This is a genomic window from Nocardia crassostreae (genome assembly GCF_001613405.1).
Classification (GTDB): domain Bacteria; phylum Actinomycetota; class Actinomycetes; order Mycobacteriales; family Mycobacteriaceae; genus Nocardia; species Nocardia crassostreae.
This window is the reverse complement of record NZ_BDCH01000008.1, coordinates 32,600-55,135: the sequence shown is the minus strand read 5'-3', so window position 1 is coordinate 55,135 and position 22,536 is coordinate 32,600. Positions and strand designations below refer to the sequence as shown.

General features: G+C 67.5%; 20 protein-coding genes. 10 read left to right on the top strand and 10 right to left on the bottom strand.

Annotation, left to right across the window (positions count from 1 at the left end; all coding sequences use genetic code 11):
- Positions 1–72 precede the first annotated feature (72 nt).
- Complete coding sequence (locus NC4_RS04300) at positions 73–978, top strand: NAD-dependent epimerase/dehydratase family protein (RefSeq protein WP_067532649.1); 906 nt, start codon at positions 73–75, stop codon at positions 976–978.
- A gap of 69 nt (positions 979–1,047) precedes the next feature.
- Positions 1,048–1,875, top strand: coding sequence for a hypothetical protein (locus NC4_RS04295; RefSeq protein WP_067532573.1), 828 nt, complete (start codon positions 1,048–1,050; stop codon positions 1,873–1,875).
- On the opposite strand, the gene NC4_RS04290 is transcribed toward NC4_RS04295, so the two are convergent.
- Positions 1,876–3,312, bottom strand: a complete 1,437-nt coding sequence (locus NC4_RS04290) for a CCA tRNA nucleotidyltransferase (RefSeq protein WP_157554264.1) — start codon at positions 3,310–3,312, stop codon at positions 1,876–1,878.
- 126 nt (positions 3,313–3,438) lie between these two features.
- On the opposite strand from NC4_RS04290, the gene NC4_RS04285 reads away from it, so the two are divergent.
- The 8 genes from NC4_RS04285 (at position 3,439) to NC4_RS04250 (ending at position 15,537) form a co-directional block, all read left to right on the top strand.
- Positions 3,439–3,993, top strand: a complete 555-nt coding sequence (locus tag NC4_RS04285; protein WP_084528471.1) for an NUDIX hydrolase — start codon at positions 3,439–3,441, stop codon at positions 3,991–3,993.
- Between the two features lie 80 nt (positions 3,994–4,073).
- The gene (locus NC4_RS04280) at positions 4,074–6,557 is read left to right on the top strand and encodes a DUF6049 family protein (RefSeq protein ID WP_067532565.1); all 2,484 of its coding nucleotides are present in this window, start codon (positions 4,074–4,076) and stop codon (positions 6,555–6,557) included.
- Positions 6,558–7,162: 605 nt separating this feature from the next.
- Entirely contained in the window at positions 7,163–11,020 is a 3,858-nt protein-coding gene (locus NC4_RS04275) for a lipid II flippase MurJ (RefSeq protein ID WP_245721487.1), read from the top strand.
- A gap of 175 nt (positions 11,021–11,195) precedes the next feature.
- Entirely contained in the window at positions 11,196–11,768 is a 573-nt protein-coding gene (gene sigM, locus NC4_RS04270; RefSeq protein WP_067532562.1) for an RNA polymerase sigma factor SigM, read from the top strand.
- Positions 11,769–11,798: 30 nt separating this feature from the next.
- A complete protein-coding gene (locus tag NC4_RS04265) occupies positions 11,799–12,701 on the top strand; it encodes an RsmA family anti-sigma factor (RefSeq protein WP_067532557.1) in 903 nt (300 codons plus the stop codon).
- Between the two features lie 85 nt (positions 12,702–12,786).
- Positions 12,787–13,770, top strand: a complete 984-nt coding sequence (trxB, locus tag NC4_RS04260; protein ID WP_067532554.1) for a thioredoxin-disulfide reductase — start codon at positions 12,787–12,789, stop codon at positions 13,768–13,770.
- 11 nt (positions 13,771–13,781) lie between these two features.
- A complete protein-coding gene (trxA, locus tag NC4_RS04255; RefSeq protein ID WP_067532551.1) occupies positions 13,782–14,120 on the top strand; it encodes a thioredoxin in 339 nt (112 codons plus the stop codon).
- A gap of 220 nt (positions 14,121–14,340) precedes the next feature.
- Positions 14,341–15,537 (top strand): N-acetylmuramoyl-L-alanine amidase, encoded by a 1,197-nt coding sequence (locus tag NC4_RS04250; RefSeq protein ID WP_067532548.1) that lies wholly within the window; start codon positions 14,341–14,343, stop codon positions 15,535–15,537.
- A gap of 52 nt (positions 15,538–15,589) precedes the next feature.
- On the opposite strand, the gene NC4_RS04245 is transcribed toward NC4_RS04250, so the two are convergent.
- From NC4_RS04245 to rpmH, 9 genes are all read right to left on the bottom strand, one after another.
- Entirely contained in the window at positions 15,590–16,321 is a 732-nt protein-coding gene (locus NC4_RS04245; protein ID WP_067532545.1) for a hypothetical protein, read from the bottom strand.
- Positions 16,322–16,504: 183 nt separating this feature from the next.
- On the bottom strand, positions 16,505–17,518 hold the full coding sequence (locus NC4_RS04240) for a ParB/RepB/Spo0J family partition protein (protein WP_067532542.1): 1,014 nt from the start codon (positions 17,516–17,518) through the stop codon (positions 16,505–16,507).
- Positions 17,519–17,579: 61 nt separating this feature from the next.
- Positions 17,580–18,548: a ParA family protein gene (locus NC4_RS04235; protein WP_439957477.1), complete on the bottom strand. Its 969-nt coding sequence runs from the start codon at positions 18,546–18,548 to the stop codon at positions 17,580–17,582.
- Positions 18,549–19,045: 497 nt separating this feature from the next.
- Positions 19,046–19,783: a 16S rRNA (guanine(527)-N(7))-methyltransferase RsmG gene (rsmG, locus tag NC4_RS04230; RefSeq protein ID WP_067532536.1), complete on the bottom strand. Its 738-nt coding sequence runs from the start codon at positions 19,781–19,783 to the stop codon at positions 19,046–19,048.
- Positions 19,784–19,877: 94 nt separating this feature from the next.
- Positions 19,878–20,426: a Jag family protein gene (locus NC4_RS04225; RefSeq protein WP_067532644.1), complete on the bottom strand. Its 549-nt coding sequence runs from the start codon at positions 20,424–20,426 to the stop codon at positions 19,878–19,880.
- Between the two features lie 78 nt (positions 20,427–20,504).
- Positions 20,505–21,578 carry a membrane protein insertase YidC gene (gene yidC / locus NC4_RS04220; RefSeq protein ID WP_067532533.1) on the bottom strand — a complete coding sequence of 358 codons (1,074 nt, stop codon included), beginning with the start codon at positions 21,576–21,578 and terminating at the stop codon, positions 20,505–20,507.
- Positions 21,579–21,582: 4 nt separating this feature from the next.
- Positions 21,583–21,912 (bottom strand): membrane protein insertion efficiency factor YidD, encoded by a 330-nt coding sequence (yidD, locus tag NC4_RS38660; RefSeq protein ID WP_084528467.1) that lies wholly within the window; start codon positions 21,910–21,912, stop codon positions 21,583–21,585.
- Positions 21,909–22,310, bottom strand: coding sequence for a ribonuclease P protein component (gene rnpA, locus NC4_RS38655; protein ID WP_084528465.1), 402 nt, complete (start codon positions 22,308–22,310; stop codon positions 21,909–21,911). The genes yidD and rnpA overlap by 4 nt, the downstream gene beginning before the upstream one ends.
- 22 nt (positions 22,311–22,332) lie before the next feature.
- Positions 22,333–22,476: a 50S ribosomal protein L34 gene (gene rpmH / locus NC4_RS04210; protein WP_033085250.1), complete on the bottom strand. Its 144-nt coding sequence runs from the start codon at positions 22,474–22,476 to the stop codon at positions 22,333–22,335.
- Between the last annotated feature and the right edge of the window lie 60 nt (positions 22,477–22,536).

The window sequence follows — 22,536 nt, the reverse complement described above, 5'->3', positions numbered from 1 at the left end:
TCCTGCCCTGCATTGTGGCATGCGTCACACGGTGTGATGTCACGTCCCGCGGGCATTACCTGTCCCATGAACATGACCGATACGAAAAAGGTACTGCTGGCCGGGGCGAGCGGAGTCCTGGGCCACCACATCGCCGCGGCGCTACGCCAACACGTGTACACCGTCCTGGCCCTGGGCCGCGGCGCGAGCGCCGATATCACCGCCGACCTCATGAATCGCGATCAGCTGCTGCGCGCGGTCGAAGGACAGCGGATCGACACCGTCGTGCACGCGGCGACCGCCCTGGCCAAGGCGCCCATGCGCCACCGGGACATGTACGCCACCAACGCACTGCGCACCACCGGCACCGCCAATCTGATGGAGGCCACCGGGCTCGTCGGCGCGCGGCGAATGATCGCCGAATCCATGGTGTTCGGCTACGGCTACCGCGACTTCGGCGCGCACGTCCTCACCGAGAACGACCCGTTCGGCAGCGGCGGCGACCCCGCCGTGGCGCCGCATCTGGAAGGCATGCGGGTCAAGGAGGAACTCATGCTGAATACACCCGGCATCGAAGGGATCTCCCTGCGCTACGGACTCTTCTACGGCCCCGGCGACACCGAGAATCTGGTCGGCATGCTGCGTAAACGTCAGCTGCCGACGGTTCGCGACGACGACCGGGTGCTGCCGTGGGTGAACCTCGTCGACGCCGGAACCGCCGTCGCGCTCGCGGTCGAAGGCGGAACCCCCGGCGCGGCCTACAACATCGTGGACGACAGCCCGCTGGGCTTCGGCGCGCACATCCGGCTGCTGGCCGAAACCTTCGGCACCCCCAAGCCGTTCACCGCGCCCCGCTGGCTGCTGCGCCCGATGTCGTACATGTACACCGTGACCGGCACCAGCCTGCGCGTCGCGAACACCAAGGCCAAGGCCGAACTCGGCTGGAAACCGCGGTACCCGGCCTGCGCCGACGGCCTGCGCGCGCTCGCCGCCGCCTGACGGGGAGTGTCCCAGCTCACTTCGGCGTATTCGGAGATGTCACCAACGGCCAGTACTCTCGATCGGGTCATGGCCACGTATTTCGATCCGAAGGCCTGGTCACCTTTGCGGGCGGTGGACTTGGGCATGGACCTGGGAAAACGCCTGTTCGATCAGAGCTGGGTGGAGCAATGGACCAGCTTCACCACCGCATGGCTGGATCCGGTCGCCGACTTCGGAGCGGGTACGGTCACCGCCCTCATGCCCGATGTGCTCATGACACTGCTGTCGGAGGGCATCCTCAGCCAATTCGGCGGGCAGGAGGTGAGCGCCACCGTTCTCGGGCACGACCTGCGCGCCACCCTGCACACCCTGAAGGTCCGCAGGCGCGGGGCCAACTTCCAGACCAAAACCGTGCTCACCGGGCTGCATTGGAATGAGCATCCGATCGAGGAACTCACCGTCATCGCACACGACGTGCGGCTCATTCCCGGCGTCCCGACCAGGATTCGCACCGCGCAACTGGATCTCACCGGCGTCATCTCCGTTGCCGCACTGCTGGATTGGATCAATACCTGGCAGCCCGACTGGCGCCTGGAACTCGCACCCGACGGCCTGATCCTGGCGCAACATCGCCGACGGCGCATACGCGCCCTGGCCGCCGCCGAGATCACCGACAATGTCCTGCACATCACGGTGCACAGCGCCCACTGGCGCAAGGTCCGCGCCCCGCGCCGCATGACCCGGCTGGAGGCGATTCCCTTGACGGACATGCCGAATCAGATCCGCATCTTGCGCGCCGAACGACAGGGCGAGCACATCCACTTCGCCGCCGACATCCCCGGCCTCACCGGCTCCTTCGATCTGGCTCAGATACGTTCGGCCATCGTCGCCGGGACGACGCTCATCGTCTTCTGACTACCCGTCACTCCGGGTTCGCCACCACTTGAGCAGCGCTGCCTCGGCCTCGTCCCGATCCATGGGGCCACGGTCCAAGCGCAGTTCCTTGAGGAACTTCCACGCCTTGCCGACGTCCGGACCGGGTTTCAGGTCGAGTAGTTCCATGATGGCGTTGCCGTCCAGATCCGGGCGCACCCTGGCCAGATCCTCCTGCTCCTGGAGCTTCTCGATGCGTGTTTCCAGGTCGTCGTAGGTGGATCGCAGCAGGGCGGCACGCCGCTTGTTGCGGGTGGTGCAGTCCGCGCGGACCAGTTTGTGCAGGCGGGGGAGCAGTTCGTCGGCATCGGTGACGTAGCGGCGCACCGCGGAATCGGTCCACTGCCCCTTGCCGTAGCCGTGGAACCGCAGGTGCAGGTAGACCAGCCGCGCCACATCCTCGGTGAACTGCTTGGGATACTTCAAGGCGCGCATGCGCTTTCGCACCATCTTCGCGCCTACCACCTCGTGGTGATGGAAGCTCACGCCGCCGCCCGGCTCGTTCCGCTTGGTCGGCGGCTTGCCGATGTCGTGCAGCAGCGCGGCCCAGCGCAGCACCAGGTCCGGATCGCCCTCCTCCTGGTCGATGGCCTGCCGCAGCACGGTCAGCGAATGCTGGTAGACGTCCTTGTGCTGGTGGTGCTCGTCGATATCCAGCTGCATGGCGGGCACCTCGGGCAGCACCCGCTCGGCCAGGCCGGTCTCGACCATGACATCGATACCGTCGGTGGGGTATTCGCCGCCGATGAGCTTGTCCAGTTCGGCGCGCACCCGCTCGGCGGTAATGCGATCGATCTCCGCAGCCATGTCCACAATGGCCGCCCGCACCCGCGGCGCCAGCCGGAAACCCAGCTGCGAGACGAAGCGCGCGCCGCGCAGCATGCGCAGCGGATCGTCCTGGAACGAATCCTGCGGCAGCGCGGGCGTATCCAGCACGCCCTCGAGCAGGGCTTCCATACCGTTGAGCGGGTCCACGAATTCCAGCTCGCCCAGCGCGCCGATCCGCACCACCATGGCGTTCACGGTGAAATCGCGCCGCACCAGATCGGCCTCGAGGGTGTCGCCGAAGGTGACCTCCGGATTGCGCGACACCCGGTCGTAGCTGTCGCTGCGGAAGGTGGTGATCTCCAGCTGCTGGCCGTCCTTGGACGCGCTCACCGTGCCGAACGCCAGTCCGCCGGTGTCCCACAGATGATCGGCCCAGCCGCGCATCATCTCCTGCACGACCTCCGGCCGCGCATCGGTGGTGAAGTCCAGATCGGTGCCGAGCCGACCCAGGATGGCATCGCGCACCGTCCCGCCCACCAGGTACAGCTCGTGCCCGCGGGCGGCGAACAACTCTCCCAGCGGGGTCAGCACCTCGGAGAGCCGACCGACGGTTATGGCCGCCGCGGCCAGCAATCGGGTACGGCGATCCACGCTTGCTTCCTCGGACTTCGGCGAAACCACGAAAATGCAGCTTAGTTGAGTGAGGCAAATCCTTTCCCCACCCACACCCGGCCGCAGTGGGCGGGTACGGCGGGGGTTCACCGTTAGACTGGCGCAGTGTCCCCGGCCGATCGCGCGAACAGTCGACGTCGCCAGCCCCGGCGCCGTGGTGGTTCGGCCGGTGGTGCTGCGAAGAGTGGTGCCGCCAAACCGCGCATGCGCACCGTCCGCGAGACCTCCGCGGGCGGGCTCGTGGTGGACGGACTGGACGGTCCCAGCGAGAAGCGCTGCGCCGCGCTGATCGGTCGCACCGATCGCCGCGGCCGCCTGCTGTGGTCGCTGCCCAAGGGACACATCGAAGAGGGGGAGACCGCCGAGCAGACCGCCATCCGGGAGGTCCAGGAGGAGACCGGCATCCACGGCACCGTGGTCGCCGAACTCGGCAGCATCGACTACTGGTTCGTCACCGAGGGCCGCCGCGTGCACAAGACCGTGCACCACTACCTCATGCGCTCGCTGGGCGGGGAACTGTCCGACGCCGACGTGGAGGTCACCAAGGTGGCCTGGGTTCCCTTGAGCGAACTCGACTCCCGCCTCGCCTACGCGGACGAACGGAGGCTGGCCGAAGTCGCGAACCGGCTGATCGACCGGATGGAGAACGGCAGACAATGACGCGTGCGGGGTCTTGGCATCCTGACGGGGACACCGCGGCGGCACACTCGACTCGGACCGAGGGGACTCTGCACCGCTGGATGCTGTCCCTGGTCGCGGTGGTGCTGACCGTTTTGACCGTGTGCCCGCCGCTCGCGGTGGCGCAACCCACCGGCAATGGCTCGGGCAATGGCAGCGGCCAGCAGTCCGGGCCGAAATTCCTGAAGATGTCCCTGGATTCGGTGACGCCGACGACCATTACCGCGGCCAGCGATCCGTACTTCGTGGTGTCGGGCACCGTCACCAATATCGGCGATCGCCCGGTCTCGGATATCAGCGTGCGCATCCAGCGCGCCGCCGCCGTCTCGACGCCGAGCAGGCTGCGCTCCACCCTGCGCCTGGATCAGATCAACTACGACGTCACCGGCAAATTCCAGGACATTGCCGAGAAATTGACGCCCGGGCAGCGAAAACAGTTCAGCCTCACCGTCGCCCTGCACTCCGCCGCCGATCTGCCCGGCGAGATCTCCGCGCTCGACATCACCGATCCGGGTGTCTACCCGCTGCTGCTCAATGTCAACGGCGAACCCGCCTACGGCAGCCAGGCCCGCCTCGACGACGCCCGCTTCCTGCTCCCGGTGCTCGGCGTGCCGCCGCCCGCGGCCGATCCGAAAGATCCTGGTGCGCAGCCCGTTCCGGCGACGCCCCCGCCCAGCGCGCCGGTGGCCACCACCATGCTGTGGCCGCTGGCCGACCGGCCGCGGCTGGTGGCCGGGCGACCCGGATCCCCCGACGGGCAGGCCCTGCTCACCGATGACGATCTGGCCGCCTCGCTCACCTCGGGCGGGCGGCTCGACCAACTGCTCTCCGCCCTCGAGAGCGCGCTCGAACCGGGCACCGGACGCGATCGCAATCTGAGCGGCGCGCTGTGCCTGGCCATCGACCCGGACCTGCTGATCACGGTGTCCGACATGGTGAACGGCTATCGGGTGCTGGCCAGCCCCTCGGATCCGGACGGGCCCACCCGCGCGGGCGGCGGGGCCCGCGCCGCCACCGAATGGCTGGAACGACTGCGCGCCACGGCCTCCCGAATGTGCGTGGTGGCCCTGCCGTTCGCGCAGGTCGACCCGACGGCGCTGGCCGCGGTCGGCGATGTCACCCTGGCCGACCGGGCGCTCAACGGGCCCGCGGACCTGGTGGATTCGCTGCTGTCGGTGAAATCCGTGCGCGGGGTGGCCGTTCCCGACGCCGGGACCATCGACGACGAGGCGGCCGCGCTCTTCGCCGCGCACGGCTTCACCACCACCGTGCTGGCCGGTAATGCGATCGGCCAGGGCGAGGCGACGTCGAACCTCACCGCCGCCAAGGTCCCCGGCGAGCCCGCCGATCCGGTGTACCCGGATGTGGTGCGGCTGGCGGGCATTACCGGCCCGGCGCCCGCCACCGACGGCACGCCGCCGCCCGCCGCGCCGGAACTACGGGCCGCCACCTTCGACATCTGGTCCGCCACCGCGCTCGCCGCCGTCGGCTCGCACCCGCCGACCCCGCCGTTCACCCCGGAGACGGTGCACTACGACGTCACCAACGACTCCCGCGCCGCCCGGCTGCAGGACGCGCTCGGCGCCATCTCCTGGAGCGCGCTCGATGCCCAGCCCGACCGGCCGCGCTCGGCCCTGCTCATGCCGCCGCAGCAGTGGGGCGCCAACCGGGACGAGGCCACCGCCCTGCTCGGCCAGCTCGACCTGCTCTTCCGCAATAATCTCGCCACCCCGCGCGCCTTCGCGGATCTGCTGGCCCAGCCGCCGGATCCGCAGCCCTACGATCTGGACTATTTACCCCAGGCCGCCGATGAGGCGGTGCCCGCGCACTTCGCCGAACCCGTCCGGCAGCAGGCGCATCGCATTACCGAACTGATGAACGCTCTGGTCGAGGTGCCGCAACAGGAACTGGGCCCGCGCGCCTTCCTCAATCCCCTGCGCGACGATCTGATCCGGGCGCTCACCCTGTCCGATCGCCGGGCCGCATCCAGCGGGCCCGACACCACCGCGCAACGCCGGATCGATCAGACCACCCGCACCCTGACCGACCTCTTCGGCTCGGTGACGGTGCTGCCGCCCGGCGGCGTCTACACCCTCGCCTCCGAACAGAGCCCGCTGCTGCTGGTGGCCCGCAACGACCTGCCCGTCGCCATCCGGGTGAAATTCCGGATCAGCGCGCCCGCCGAGACGAAGATCGCAGATATCGGCGAGGAAGTATTACCGGCCAAGGGCACCCGGTCCTTCCAGATACCGACCGAAGTGTCGGACAGCCGGAATCTGGTGATCCCCATCGCACTTACCACACCCGACGGGGTGCCGCTCGGCAATGCCGTATCGGTATCGGTGCGATCCAACGCCTACGGTCAAGTGTTGGCAATAATTACCGCGTGCGCGGGCGCACTGCTGCTCCTGCTGGCCGGTCGTCGGCTGTGGCACCGCTTCCGCGGCCAATCCGACCCGGCCGATGAGGGTTTCGACCCGGAGACCCGACGCCGGGTCAACCGGTTCCGGCGCGCGCGGAAACGCGAGCTGCGAAAGGAGGCGTGATGAGCGAGTACGGCGACGGCCCACGCTCATCCGGCCGACCCGAAGGCAGCGACGGGCCGCCACCGCGCCGGGCGCCCTCCGCGCCCTGGGAACGCGGCGTGACACCTCAACCAGGGCCGCGGCAGCGACCGCAACCCGCCCGGAGACCACAGCCCGGACCGCGTCCACCGCAACCAGGGGAGGAACCACTGCAACCCGGAGAGGGCCGACCGCAACCAGGACCGGGTGGTCCGCAACCAGGACCGGGTGGTCCGCAACCGGGACCCCGTGCGGGCAGGCCGGTTCCGGGCGTATCCCGGCCCGGACCGCAGGGACCCGGCCCGCGCGGGAACGTTCCGCCAGCGCCGCCCGGAAATCCGTACGGGACCCCCGGGCGCCCGCCATCGGGTCAACCGTCCGGTCCGCCACCGGCGCGGGGACCGCGCCCCTCCGAATCCGGGCCCATCATGCAGCGGCATGGAGCGCCGCAGCGCCCCATGCCGCCCCAGCGACCCCAGCGACCGGCCCCGCCGGAGCCCGAAGAGCGATACCACTGGGGACATCGCAGACCGCAGGACCAGCACCGGACCCCCGGACCGGGACCGCAGCGCTACCCGACACCTCCGATGTCGAATCCGCAGCGGCAACCCGTACCGCGCAAGCTGCCCGGGGCGACGACCACGGCGCAGCGGGCGAAAGCGCCCGCGAGGGCCGAGAATTCGAAGTCCAAGCTGGTCCGCGACACCGGATCCATCGCCATCGCGACGCTGATCAGCCGGATCACCGGTTTCGGTAAACAGCTGCTGCTGCTCGCGGTGCTCGGCCCTGCCATCGCCTCGGCCTTCACGGTTGCCAACACGATTCCGATGATGATCTCGGAATTCCTGCTCGGCGCGGTGCTCACGGCGATCGTCGTCCCGACTCTGGTTCGCGCGGAGAAGGAAGACGCCGATGGTGGTGCCGCCTTCGTGCGGCGACTCTTCACCGTCGCATTCACCGTGCTCGCGATCGGCACCATCCTGGCGACCGCCGCGGCGCCTGTGCTCACCACACACATCTTCCTGTCCGAGGATGGCCAGGTCAGCACGCAGCTGACCACCGCGCTGACTTTCCTGCTGCTGCCCGCCATCGTCTTCTACGGCATGTCGGCGCTGCTGATGGCCATCCTCAACACGCATGGTGTGTTCAAGCCCGGCGCATGGGCACCAGTGCTGAACAACATCGTGGTCCTGACCGTCCTTATCTTCTATGCGCTGACCCCGGGCGAGATCACCCTCGACCCGGTCCGCATGAGCGAGCCAAAACTGCTGGTGCTGGGCATCGGCGTAACCCTCGGCGTGATCGTCCAAGCGGTCAGCCTGGTACCCGCCATCCGCCGCGAGGGCATCGACCTGCGGCCGCTGTGGGGCATCGACGCGCGGCTCAAGCAGTTCGCCGGAATGGCCGCAGCCATCATCCTGTACGTCCTGATCAGCCAGATCGGGTTCATCGTGGCTACCAATGTCTCGTCCAGCCACGACCTCGCCGGACCGGCCATCTACCAAAATGCCTGGCTGCTGCTGCAATTGCCGTACGGCGTGCTGGGCGTGACCCTGCTGACGGCCATCATGCCGCGCCTGAGCCGCAATGCCGCCGCAGACGACACTCCGGCCGTGGTGGACGATCTCGGCACCGCCACCCGTCTCACCATGATCGCGCTGGTCCCGGTGGTCACCTTCCTGACCTTCGCCGGACCGCAGGTCGGTGAGGCCCTGCTCGGCTACGGCCGGTTCACCGACAGCGCCGGACGCCTCGGCGAGGCGGTGTCATGGTCGGCATTCACTCTGATTCCGTACTCGCTGATGCTGATTCATCTGCGGGTGTTCTACGCACGCGAGCAGGCTTGGACGCCAACCTGGATCGTCCTCGGCATCACTGCCGTCAAGACCCTGCTCTCGGTACTGGCACCGACGTTCGTGTCCGCCGAGCACGTGGTGATCGCGCTCGGCGTTGCCAATGGCCTCGGCTACGTCACCGGCGCGGTGATCGGCGGCTGGTTGCTGCACCGCAGCCTCGGCGATCTGCACATGGCCAATGTCGGCCAGACCGTCACCCGCGTCGTCCTGGCCGCCCTGGCGGGTGGCGCGGTCATGCTCATCGCCGACACCGTGATCGGGCTGGACCGCCTGTCGGAATCCTTCGGCGGCATCGGCTCGTTCATCCGGGTCGGCATCGACGCCATCGTCATGTTCACCGTCGCCTTCGGGCTCATGCGCCTGGCGGGCATTCCGGAGATCGTGGCCATCACCGTCGCCATCTCCCGCCGCCTGGGCATCACGCCGCCCAAGCCCGATCTGGGTCTCGACGGCGAGCCGATCGAGGACCTGCACGAAACCACGCTGCTGCCGAAGCCGGATCTGCGTGCCGCACCGTACTACTACCGCTTCGATCCGTATCTCGACGCGCAGACCATGGTGCTGCCCGTTATCCGACCCGATGCGGTTGACATCACCGGCACGGGCGAGTTCCCGTACCCTGTTCCGCAGAGAAGCGCAACCGCCGGATCCGGCGCCTCCGGCACCCGCGCGGATGCCGGTGCCCGCACGCCGTCGGATGCCGGCGAACCGGTTGCGGCCCCGAATTATCGGTCTTCGACACACCACGGCGAAGGAGGAGCGAGGGTGAGCGACGAAGCGGCGGGCGGTGTCCCGGCCGCCGAATCTTCAGCGACCGCGGGCGGCGGGCTCTCCACGGATACCCCTCCGGCAGCCGGAAAGCCGGGCGGCGCGCCCGAATCCGTCGGCCGGGGCGCGAGCGGTCCCGCGGATCCCGGCGAGCACGGGGAACCGGAGCACCTACCGGAGGACGACGAGCCCGCGACCGGTGGTCCGGAAACCGGCGTCTACGAGGCGGTTTCGCCCATGATGCCGCCCATGCGGGTGGAGTCGACCAAGCGAATCCAGCGCGGCCCCAAGCTGATTCCGGGCGCCTCGGTGGCGGGTGGCCGCTACCGGCTGCTGGCCGGTCACGGCGGTGCGCGCGGGTTGAGGTTCTGGCAGGCCCTGGATGTGAAACTCGACCGCGAGGTCGCTCTCACCTTCGTCGACGCCGATCAGAAGGCCGCCGACAACTCCGGACACGATGGGCCGCAGGCGATCCTGTCCCGCACCCTGCGCCTGGGCCGGATCAACTCGCCGGGCCTGGCCCGCGTCCTCGACGTGGTGCGCGGCTCCTCCGGCGGCATCGTGGTGGCCGAATGGACGCCCGGCCGCTCGCTCAAGGAGATGGCCGATACCGTGCCCTCGCCCATCGGCGCGGCGCGCGCCATCCGGGCGCTGGCGGCGGCGGCCGAAATGGCGCACCGCGGCGGCGGATCGCTGTCCATCGACCATCCGGACCGGGTGCGCATCAGCGCCACCGGCGATGCCGTGCTCGCCTTCCCGGGCACGCTGTCGGACTCCGACGCGCAATCGGATGTGCGCGGCCTGGGCGCCATGCTCTACGCGCTCATCACCGCGCACTGGCCGATCCGCACCGGCGGACTGACCGGCAGCGCGGCCACCGTGGGCGGACTGCCCCTAGCAGATTTCGGGCCGGACGGAACGCCGGTGGAGCTCAGAACGATTCGGCCCGAGGTGCCCTTCGAGATCTCCGCTGTCGCGGTGCGCTCGCTGGAATCCAATAAGGGCGTGCGCACCGCCGCGACCGTCCAGCACGTGCTGGAACAGGCGTCGGTGGTGGACCAGAAGACCGATTTCATTCCGGTGCTGCGACTGGGCCAACGGCCCCCGAGCGCGCCGGACGAGACCCTGGCCGATCCGGAACTGCTCGCCGCCGAGAAGGAACGCTCGCAGCGGATGATGTGGATCCTGGTCGGGCTCGGCGTACTGGCCGCGCTGGTGGTGGGCGTCATCATCTGGTGGCTGCTGAGCGTTTTCGCGCCCGGCACCTCCAGCGAACCGCTCAACGAGCAGCGCAATATCGGCCTGACCACCTCCAGTTCGGCCCCGGCCGTGCCCGGCAGCAGCCCGGCCGAGACCTCCCCGTCCGCGGTCGCGGCGGGCGGCGTGCCGGTGCCGGTGACCGGGGCCATGGTGTTCTCGCCGGAGGGCACGCCCGACAATGTCGGCAGCATCGGCGCCGTGCTGGACAACAACCCCAGCACGGTGTGGCGCACCGACGCATACTTCCAGCAGTTCCCCGCGCTCAAGAAGGGCGTGGGGGTGCTGGCCACGCTGGGCAGCCCGTCCAAGCTCACCAAGGTGATCATCGACTCGCCCGCGCCGGGCACCCAGGTCGAGATCCGCACCTCGCCGACCGCCTCGCCGACCCTCGATCAGACACAGCTGATCGGGTCGGCGACCCTCGGCGACGGGCTCACCGAGATCACGGTGAAGGCCGATCAGCCCGCCCGCTATGTACTGGTCTGGATCACGGCTCTGGGTAACAACGGGGGACAGTTCCAGTCGGCCATTGCCGAAGTGCGCTTCGAAGCCTCGCCCTAGTAGTCCGGTTCGCCCGATGCAGCCCCGCTAGCTGCACTTTTCTGGGCCAATCCATTGCTACCGAATCGTTATCCTCGATATGATCTTGCCGATTTCTTCGTAGGGGACCGCCCAGGATCCGCGTCTCCGGTCCTGGTTTTTCACGCAATGAAGCAGCGCCCGTCCTAGGGGTTGTATGTCGGCAGCGAACGAGTACCGGACGACGACGGTCGAAGCCTCCGACCGCGAACTGCTGGCCGCGCACGCCATCGGCGAGCGGCACGCGTTCGCCGAACTATTGCGGCGTCATCGCGATCACCTCTGGCAGACCGCCCTGCGCGTGTGCCGCGCCCCCGAGGACGCCGCCGACGCTCTGCAGGACGCGCTGTTGTCCGCCCATCGCGGCGCCACCTCCTATCGCGGCGATGCCGAGGTCCGCACCTGGTTACACCGCATAGTCGTGAACGCGTGCCTGGATCGGATACGCCACAACAAGACCCGGCACACGGTAACGTTGCCCGCAGAGTCGCTAGCCGAACGCCCTTACGCCCGCGACGATTTCGCGGACCTGGAAACCACGCTGATCGTCGACGCCGCACTGTTCACGCTCCCCGCCGAACAGCGCAGCGCACTGGTCGCCGTGGAACTGGAGGGTTATTCGGTCGCGGATGCCGCTGCGCTCCTGGGAGTTCCGGTGGGAACCGTCAAGAGCCGGTGCGCCCGCGGCCGCCAGCGCCTCGAAGCACACTTGAATTCCATGTACAGCTGAATTCCTTATCGGACCCGATCTGGAGGGGCGATGGACGAGAACGCAGGAGGAGCGATGGCGGCCGGGACGATCTCCGGCCCGCCGTTCTCCCCCGAACTGCTCGCCGATCTGCACGCCGGGAACATTCCGGCGGAGTTGTCCGAGCGGCTGTGGTCCGCGGTCCGCCGCGATCCGGCCGCCATACACTACCTGGCCTCGCTCGATCGGGTGAACACCCGCCTGCACGACCTGGCCCGCGACGAATCCATCGCCCACCCCATGCCCCCGGCCGTGGCGGCCAAACTCGAGCGGATGATCGACGATCTGGTCACCGCCGACCTCACCGCCACCGGAGAACAGCAGGTCGGCACCGTGCACCAGTTCCGCGCCCCCAACCGCTCCACCCATCCGGCCCCGCCCCCCACCGCGCCCATGCCCGCCCTCACCAATGCGCTGGCCGATACCGGGCAACTCGACTTCCGGGCCCTCGACGACGAACCCTACGATCCGGAATTCGCCCCCGAGCCACCGCGATTCGACGAACGCACCGCCCGCCGCCTGCGCTGGCTCACCGCCGCCGCGGCCGCCGTCGCCCTCCTGGCGGGCGCCGTGGTGGCCGTCGACGCCATCCGCTCCCGCGAGGTCGCCCCCACCCCCGTCCCCGCCGCCGACTTCCAACTGGCCGCCGATCTACCCCACACCGACGTACTCACCGCCATGGGCCGCCACGACATCACCGGCCCCCTGGCCGAAGGCGACGCCCTCACCGACTGCCTACGCGCCACCGACCTGGACCGCCCCCTCCTCGGCTCCCGCAACGTCACCTACTCCGGCCAGAAAGCGGTCCTGGTCCTGCTCGCCGGACCGGAAGCCCCCACGATCACCGCCGCCGTCCTGGGAGCAGGCTGCACGACGGGCAATCCGCAGCTCCTCGCCAGCTCCGATATCGGCTGAACAGGCGTGACGCAACCCGGGGAACAAGGCCGTTTACCCTGTTGTTGACCGACACGCTTGTCCAACAACTTCCTCGGAGGGTCCCTTGAGTACGCCTGTTCGCGACCTGATCATCGTCGGTTCCGGACCTGCCGGCTACACGGCAGCTGTCTACGCGGCACGTGCGGAACTCGAACCCCTGCTCTTCGAGGGCACCCAGTTCGGCGGCGCGCTCATGACCACCACCGAGGTGGAGAACTTCCCGGGCTTCCGGGAGGGCATCATGGGCCCCGACCTCATGGAGGAGATGCGCGAGCAGGCCAAGCGCTTCGGCGCGGACATCCGCACCGAGGACGTCGACGCCCTCGACCTCTCCGGCGCCATCAAGAAGGTCACCGTCGGCGACGAGACCTTCGAGGCCTACGCCGTCATCCTGGCCATGGGCTCCGCGGCCCGCTACCTGAACGTCCCGGGTGAGCAGAAGCTGCTCGGCCGCGGCGTCAGCGCCTGCGCCACCTGCGACGGCTTCTTCTTCAAGGGCCAGGACATCGTGGTGGTCGGCGGCGGCGACTCCGCCATGGAAGAGGCCATCTTCCTCACCAAATTCGCCTCCAGCGTCACCGTGGTGCACCGCCGCGAGGAGTTCCGCGCCTCACGCATCATGCTGGACCGCGCCAAGAACAACGACAAGATCCGCTTCGTGCTGAACGCGGAAGTGGTTGAAGTGCACGGTGATTCCAGTGTCACCAGCCTGAGCCTGCGCGATACCCGCACCGGCGAGGTCACCGAGCTGGCCGCCACCGGCCTGTTCGTCGCCATCGGCCACGATCCGCGCAGCGAACTGGTCGCCGGTCAGGTCGATCTGGATCCGGACGGCTATGTGAAGGTCCAGGATCCGACCACCTACACCTCGATCCCCGGCGTCTTCGCCGCCGGTGACCTGGTCGACCACACCTACCGGCAGGCCATCACCGCCGCGGGCACCGGCTGCCGCGCCGCCATCGACGCCGAACGCTGGCTGGCCGAGCAGGGCGACATCACCAGCAATACTCTCGAACACGCCGGTCAGCCGGTCGAAGTGAACAACTAAGAGGAGTCTCCATGTCCGACGCCAAGACCACCGCCACGAAGACCGTCACCGACGCCTCCTTCGCCGACGACGTGCTGTTGAGCGAGAAGCCAGTCCTGGTCGACTTCTGGGCGGCCTGGTGCGGTCCGTGCAAGATGGTGGCCCCGGTGCTGGAGGAGATCGCCGCCACCAACTCGGACAAGATCACCATCGCCAAGGTCGACGCCGACAACAATCCGGAGAGCGCCAAGCACTACGGCATTCTGTCCCTGCCCACCATGGTGCTGTTCCAGGGCGGTAAGGAAGTCAAGCGGATCGTCGGCGCCAAAGGCAAAGCCGCCCTTCTCCGTGAACTCGAAGGTGTGCTCTAACGACGCTGTGTAGGATGTGGGCGCCAGCGGGGGCCTGCGTGGTTACGCAAGCTTCCCGCCTCCGCCCCCTGACGCTGGCGCCCGGATAGGATGCCTGCACTCGACAGTTGCCGATAATCCGTCCGGGTCTGCGACAATCGACCGACGCACCGGTCGTGGGCAGGTGTGAACCTGCGCGCGAGTGGGTACCCGGGCTGGCGGAAGGAAAGGGCTCTTACGCATGCACCGACTTCGTCACGGCGATACTGGACCAGCCGTAGCTGAGGTTCGGAGCACCCTGGCAAGCCTCGGATTCCTGCACACACACCCCCATTCCGATCCGGTCGCCGGGAACGGGGAGTACTGGAAGGACGCCGACGCCACCTTCGATCACGATCTCGATTCCGCGGTACGCGCTTTCCAGCAGCATCGCGGCCTGCTCGTGGACGGCGTGGTCGGCCCGGCCACCTATCGGGCGCTGAAAGAGGCGTCCTACCGGCTCGGCGCCCGCACCCTCATCTATCAGCTGTCGGCGCCGCTGTACGGCGACGATGTCGCCACCCTGCAGCGGCGGCTACAGGACCTCGGCTTCTACGTGCACCGCGTGGACGGCTATTTCGGCCCGCACACCCATGACGCGCTCACCTCCTTCCAGCGCGAGATCGGCCTGTCCTCGGACGGCATCTGCGGTCCGGACACGCTGCGCTCGCTGGATCTGCTCGGCGCCAGGGTGACCGGCGGCAATCCGCATCGCATTGCCGAGGAAGAGGTGGTTCACCGGGCCGGGCCGCAGCTCACCGGTAAGCGCATCGTCATCGATCCGGGCCTGGGCGGCCCGGACAAGGGCTCGGCCGTGCCCACCGAATTCGGCGACGTGTACGAATCGGAGATCCTGTGGGATCTGGCCAGCCGACTCGAGGGCCGCATGGCCGCCACCGGTATGGAGACCTTCCTGTCCCGGCCGTGGGGCGCCAACCCCTCCGATGCCGAACGGGCCGAGACCTCCAATACTTTCGACGCCGACCTCATGATCTCGCTGCGCTGCGCGGGCAACCCCAGCGGTGCGGCCAGCGGCGTCGCCAGCTTCCACTTCGGCAATTCGCACGGCTCCACCTCGATGATCGGCCAGGTCCTGGCGGGCTTCATCCAGCGCGAGATCGTGGCCCGAACCTCCTTGCAGGACTGCCGGACCCACGCCCGCACCTGGGATCTGCTGCGCCTCACCAAGATGCCCACCGTCCAGGTCGACATCGGTTACCTCACCAGCGAATACGACTCCTCGGTCCTCACCAACCCGCGCATGCGCGATGTGATCGCCGAAGCCATCCTCATCTCGGTCAAGCGCCTCTACCTGCTCGGCCAGGACGATCAGCCCACGGGCACTTACACGTTCGCGGAACTGCTCGCCGAAGAGTTGGCGGCCGCCGACCGTATGTGAGACGAAAGAAGTAAGGGGTAGGAGCTTTTCAGCTCCTACCCCCTTTTTTCGATCAGAGGGTGACCATGCGCGTGGGCATGGTCAGTTCCGCCGCGGCGAGCAGCTGATCGAGCGCCCGTTCGACGTCTTCCTTCCAGAGATGGTCACTATCGAGTTCCAGGCGCAGCCGGGGGAACCGGTGATGCGAGGCAACCACTTTGAAACCCACATCCTCGAGGAAATCGGCATCGATCATGCACGCCTCGGGCAAGCAGCCATCCGCATGCGAGGGGCTGCGCGGCGCCCGCAGGGGAGTGGGCGCAATGCGCTCCAGGAACATCATGGACCCGGCCCACTCCGACATGGCGGTCGTGGGCGGATCCCACCGCATCCCGAACGCCTCGATGGCCCGCACGCCACGACGCATCAGATCGCCCACCACGGCCTGAATCAGCTGATGGGCTACATCGGTCTGCTGATAGGGCATTTCGGCCCGCAGCGTGGTCAGCAGGACGGCATCCGGGCTGACGGGGGAGGTGGGGAACAACCCGGCGCGCGGCACCACCCGCGGCGGCGCGTACAGCGCGCATCCGGCCGACTGCCCGTCCACGAGAGCCACCTGTCCACAGGAGCCCCATTCGAGCATGACGGTGGACAGCCAGGCCTCCTTCTCGAAGACCGGGTCACTGAAACTGCGGGAGTCCGCCGCCACGGCCGGATCCATCTCCCAGAACACGCATCGGCGCGCGTGGCCCGGAAGTTTGTCGAGTCCGCTGAGGGTAAGTGCGGTAACGCTGGTCGACACCGCTCTGCTCAGCCTCCAGCTGTCCGATTCATCCACACTCACGTCGCATCAATATCTACTCGCCAGCAAGAATAAGCGATCAAAGCAATCACGCCTCTTCCATAGTGTCAGGACCTGACGTCGAGGGCATCAGGCCCCGCGTCACAGTGACGTTTCGGCCCCGACCCTCTGGGTGGGGCTCCGCTACAGCTTCGACTGCTCCATCAGGCTTACGATTCGTTCCAAATCGTCGATCGAACCGAATTCGACGGTGATCTTGCCCTTGCGCTTGCCGAGACTCACCGTGACGCGAGTATCGAACGACTCCGACAACCGCTCCGCCACATCCTGGAGGCCCGGCATCTGAATCGGCTTCCGCTTGGGCGCCGGGGGAGTGACGGCCGCATCCGGATTCCGATTGGCCAGTGTGACGGCCTCCTCGGTGGACCGGACCGACATGCCTTCCTTCACGATCCGCTCGGCGAGGTCGATCTGTACCTCGGCGCCGCCCTCCAAACCGAGCAGCGCGCGAGCATGACCCGCGGAGAGCACGCCCGCCGCGACCCGGCGCTGCACCGGAATCGGAAGTTTCAGCAGGCGAATCATATTCGTCACGACCGGACGGGACCGGCCGATTCGGGAAGCCAGTTCCTCGTGGGTGACGCCGAACTCCTCCAGCAGCTGCTGATAGGCCGCCGCCTCTTCGAGCGGATTCAGCTGGACGCGATGAATGTTCTCCAGCAACGCATCCCGGAGCAGCGATTCATCGGCGGTCTCGCGCACAATGGCCGGAATGGCGGACAGGCCCGCCTCCTGGCTCGCGCGCCACCGCCGCTCGCCCATGATGAGCTGATACTTCGGCTGCGGCCCGGATTCGACCTGGCGCACCACGATCGGCTGCATGAGGCCGAATTCCTTGATGGAGTGCACCAGTTCGGCGAGCGCCTCGTCATCGAAGACCTGGCGCGGCTGCTTGGGATTCGGCTCGATATCGCCCGGCGGAATCTCCCGGTACACCGCGCCCGCATCGACGCCGTCGACGACATCCGTCGGATCCGGGACCCGGTGCAGGAAGGCCGAAGCCGGTTGCGGCCCGATCGGATCGAGACCGATGACGACGTTCGCGGCGGCACTGCCCAGCCCCTGGGTGGCCGTGGGCCCGGTCGGGATCAGTGCGGCGAGACCGCGTCCGAGTCCACCCTTCTTCGCCTGACTCATCGGTCTACCGACCCCTTTCGTTGTCCAACTACACCGGGTTGTTCACCGCACCGGAAATTCACTACATATCGGATTCTGCGTTGGGCAGCGTCCCCGCACCGGTTTGACGCGCCGAACGAGCCGCCATCTCCCGTCCGGCATCGAGATAACTCATCGCACCGCGCGAACCCGGATCGTAATCGAGCACCGTCATGCCGTAGCCGGGCGCCTCGGAAACCTTGACGCTGCGGGGGATGACCGAGCGCAGCACCGCATCGCCGAAGTGCGTGCGGACTTCCTCGGCCACCTGGTCGGCCAGTTTGGTGCGGCCGTCGTACATGGTGAGAACAACGGTGGAGACATGCAATTCGGGATTCAGATGCGACTGCACCAGTCCGATATTGCGCAGCAACTGCCCCACGCCCTCCAGTGCGTAGTACTCGCACTGAATGGGGATGAGGACCTCCTTGGCGGCGACCATGGCGTTCACCGTGAGCAGGCCGAGCGAGGGCGGGCAGTCGATCATGACGTAGTCGATGTCGTACCCGGCGAGGTTGGCCTCCTGGATGGCCTGCTTCAACCGACCCTCGCGGGCGACCATGGAGACGAGCTCGATCTCCGCACCCGCGAGATCGATGGTGGCCGGAATACACAGCAGCCGTTCACTGTGCGGGCTCTGCTGAATGGCCTCCTGCACCGTGCACTCGCCGATGAGGAGTTCGTAGCTCGACGGAATACCCGAGTGGTGTTCGATGCCAAGCGCCGTGCTGGCATTGCCCTGCGGGTCGAGATCGATGACCAGCACCCGCATCCCCTGGATGGCAAGTGCGGCGGCCAGATTCACGGCGGTCGTGGTCTTGCCGACGCCGCCCTTCTGATTGGCGATGGTGATGATGCGCTGCTCCCGCGGACGCGGCAGGGAGGCATTGCCAGGGTGCAGCACCTGGCTGGCGCGCTGGGCTTCGGCGGCAATGGGAGTCTCGTTGGCGGAGATGTTCCCGAACGGAGTGCGGCTGAACTCCTCCACGTCGAAGGCACCGGTATCGAGCATGCCGGGAACCCGGGACGTTGTTTCCCGTGAAACATTCGCCGGACCGTTGGACATACAGGCTCCTAACCCCGAGAACTCAAAGACACGTGGCCGAGCTGATTTCCGCACCTGGCAGCAGCCGCGACAGCGCACGTGCCGGGGGAGCGGGACTGCCGCTGCCATTCCGACACGCAGCGCTGCGTTGGAACCGAGGAGGTATGAGGTGCGCGATCGATACCCATTCCGGACGCCGTTCCCAACTGACGTGCAGCCGATTTCGAGCCTGCCGGGCATCGCAGGTGTGCGCTCACGCTCGACGATCACTAGCTTGCCAGTAGGAGACACAATACGGAAGTTGAACGGCAACGAACTTCACGCGACACGCAAAATCGTCCACCTTGCACGAAATTTCGGTCGATGTTTCCCGTGAAACATGCCGACCGGACGAGGACGAAGAGTAGCGCAGCTTCGTCACCGTGACGATGTTTCCCGTGAAACATAGTCTCGGCCAGTACGCCTCAGTGTCGCTTGGGGCGGTCCGCGCGCTTGGCCGCGCGATTCGCGCCGCGGAGTTCACTGCGGGGGAGGCGCTCGGCGCGGATGACGAAGGTGGGGGTCTCCAGAATGCCCGCACCGCACTCGATGACTTCGGCATGACCCGCGCCCGCCTTCGTGAGTTCGGCGCGATCGCGCTCCAACTCCTCGGCGGCGCTGATTCCCTTGAGGGCGATCATCCGTCCGTGCTCGTACACCAGCGGCATGGACCAACCGGCCAGCTTCGCCAGGGGCGCGACCGCGCGGGAGGTGACGAAGTCCGCGCCGCCCGCTTCCTTCTTCACGCCCGCCTGTTCCGCACGCCCGCGCACGACGGTGATGTTGTCCAGTCCCACCTCATTGACGAACTCAGCGAGGAAGACTGTGCGGCGCAAGAGCGGCTCCACCAAGGTGATCCGGAGATCGGGCCGGGCAATGGCGAGAGGGATGCCGGGCAGTCCCGCACCGCTGCCGATATCGACCACGGAGGCGCCCTGGGGGATGAGTTCACCGATGACCGCGCAATTGAGGATGTGCCTATCCCACAGCCGCGGCACCTCGCGCGGACCGATCAGCCCGCGCTCCACACCCGCGCCCGCGAGCGCATCGTAGTAGCGCCGGGCCATATCCAGCCGGTCCCCGAAGACCACCGCGGCCGCGGCTGGCGGCTCGACCGGACCATTCGGATCGGTCACCTCGGTGCCAGGTTCCACGTGAAACATCCTTCCGAAAACTAGGGGAGCGGCTGGACTCATTACAAGCGTAGGGCCCCCGGTCTGTTCGACGCGGGGGCCCTGGCTAGAAGCGGTGTGCGTGTCAGGCGGGGAGGACGACCACCCTGCGGTTCGGCTCCACGCCTTCGCTCTCGCTGACAACACCGTCGAGGGCAGCGACCGCGTCGTGCACGATCTTGCGCTCGAACGGGGTCATGGGGGAGAGGGCCTCGCGCTCACCGGTTTCCAGGACCCGCTTACCGGCCTCGGTACCGAGCGCGCTCAGCTCCGAACGGCGCTTGGCGCGCCAACCGGCCACATCGAGCATGAGGCGGCTGCGCACGCCGGTGGCCTGCTGCACGGCCAGCCGGGTGAGCTCCTGGAGCGCGTCCAGGACTTCACCGCGACGACCGACCAGCTTCGTCGGATCCTTGCCACCGTCGATGCTCACCACGGCCCGATCGCCCTCGACATCGAGATCGATATCGCCGTCGAAGTCGAGCACATCGAGCAACTGCTCCAGGTAGTCGCCCGCGATCTCACCCTCTTCGATGAGCGCTTCCTCGGTGTCCTGCACGGCGTCTGTTGCGGTATCCGATGCCGCGGTCGCTGCCGTCACTGTGGGGTCCCCTCCGTCGGTATCAACAGTCATGGTTGTTTCCTTCATCTGGAGTTGTCGGCGCACTGCGCCGTCGAAGCTTCTGAGGGCCGTCGAGCGTGCGCGGCAGGATCAGCGGCGGCGCTTCTGATTGGCGCGACCGCGATTGCCGGACCGCTTCTTGCCGCCCGCCGGGCGCGCGCCCGCCGCGGGCTTGGAGCCGTTCTGGACGGCCTTGGGCGTCTCGCCGTCGACCGCAACGGAGTCGGCATCGACCTTGGCGTCCTGCTTCTTGCGCGTATCGACCGGCTTGGCCCCCGGCTTCGGGGCGTTCGCGGCCCGGCGCTCCAGGGCGGCGGCCTTCTTCTCCTCTTCTTCCTTCTCCATGCCGCCGAAGACGAGGTGCTGCTGTCCGTAGGTCCAGATGTTGTTGGAGACCCAGTAGATCAGGACGGCGATCATCAGGAACGGGCCACCGACGAGCACGCCGAGCGGGAACACCCACAGCGCCAGCTTGTTCATCAGCGCGGCCTGCGGATTGGCCGCGGCCTCCGCACTCTGCCGGGCCACCGAGGCGCGGGCATTGAAATGCGTTGCCAGACCGGCGATCACCATGAGCGGAATGGAGACCAGGGCGATATTCAGCTTGTCCGGAATGCCGCCGTAGTCGGCGAAGGAGTTGAGCACGCTCTGCGGCTCGGTGATGAACGACGACAGCGGCGCGCCGAAAATACGCGCCCGCAAGAAGGATTGAACATCATCCGGGTTGAAGAGATAGTTCGCGGTGTGCGCGTTCTCGTACGGGGTCATACCGAGCTGGCCGAAGCCGTGCCCGGTGCGGTTGAACGAGCGCAGCACATGGAACAGACCGAGGAAGACCGGAACCTGCAGCAGCACCGGGAGGCAGCCCATGAGGGGGTTGAAGCCGTGGTCCTTCTGCAGCTTCTGCATCTCGACCGTCATCTGCTGACGATCGTTCTTGTACTTCTTCTGCAGTTCCTTGATCTGCGGCTGCAACTCCTGCATCTGCCGAGTCGTGCGCACCTGCTTCACGAACGGCTTGTACAGCACCAGCCGGAGCGTGAAGACCAGGAACACCACGGCCAGCGCCCAGGCCAGACCATTGTCCTTGCCCAGCGCGAACCCGAAGACCCTGTGCCAGAACCACAGAATGGCCGACACCGGGTAATAAATGAAGTCGAGCACGGCTCTATGCACTCCCGTCGTTCGTATCGCCGGTCACCGCGGGCGATGACCCTTCAAAAGCTTGTGTCGGGTGCCGGTGACGTCGTGACGGACGCTCCGGTACCGGGTCCCACCCACCAGGGTGCCAGGGCGCACATTTGGTCAGACGCACGGCTGCCAGTCCGAGGCCGACGAACAGTCCGCGCGTGCGCAATGCGGTCACCGCGTACTCGCTACAGGTGGGGGTGAACCGGCACACCGGCATACGAGTGGGGGAGATATAGGTCCGATACAGCTCGATGAGAAATATCAGAGCTTTGGCCGGCAGCCGGGCAGCGGCGCGCAGGGCCTTCATTGTGTATCCGATTCACGGCTCGCCGCGGTAGCCACACCGAGTTTGCGCAGCCCGCTCTGCATCTGCCGGTGCATATCGGCGGATGGGGCGTCGGCCGCGCCGGGCAGGGCGCGAATGACAATGTCCGCGCCGTCGGGCAGTTCGGTCGCCAGACTCGCGCAGATATGACGCAGGCGGCGGGCCACCCGGTGGCGCACCACCGCCGGACCCACCGCCTTGCTGACGATCAGGCCGAAACGCGGACCGCCCACCCGGATTGCCGGGTCGGATCCACTCGCCTCATCGTCGTTGTGTAGCAGTATGTGCACAACGAGATCCCGCCTCCCGATTCGCCTGCCCTGGCGCACCGTCCGGGAGAAGTCGGTACGCCGATGCAGCTGAAACGGCTCAGGAAGCACCTGAGATCCGTTGCTTACCGAATCAGGCCGTCAGTTTGGCGCGGCCCTTGCCACGGCGCGCCGAGACGATGGCGCGGCCCGCACGGGTGCGCATCCGGAGGCGGAAGCCGTGGACACGCGCCCGACGACGGTTGTTCGGCTGGAACGTCCGCTTGCCCTTGGCCACGGTCAACACTCCTCTAGGTGGTGGGCGTCCGGTGACGCCCGAAGCTTTATCGGTGGAACT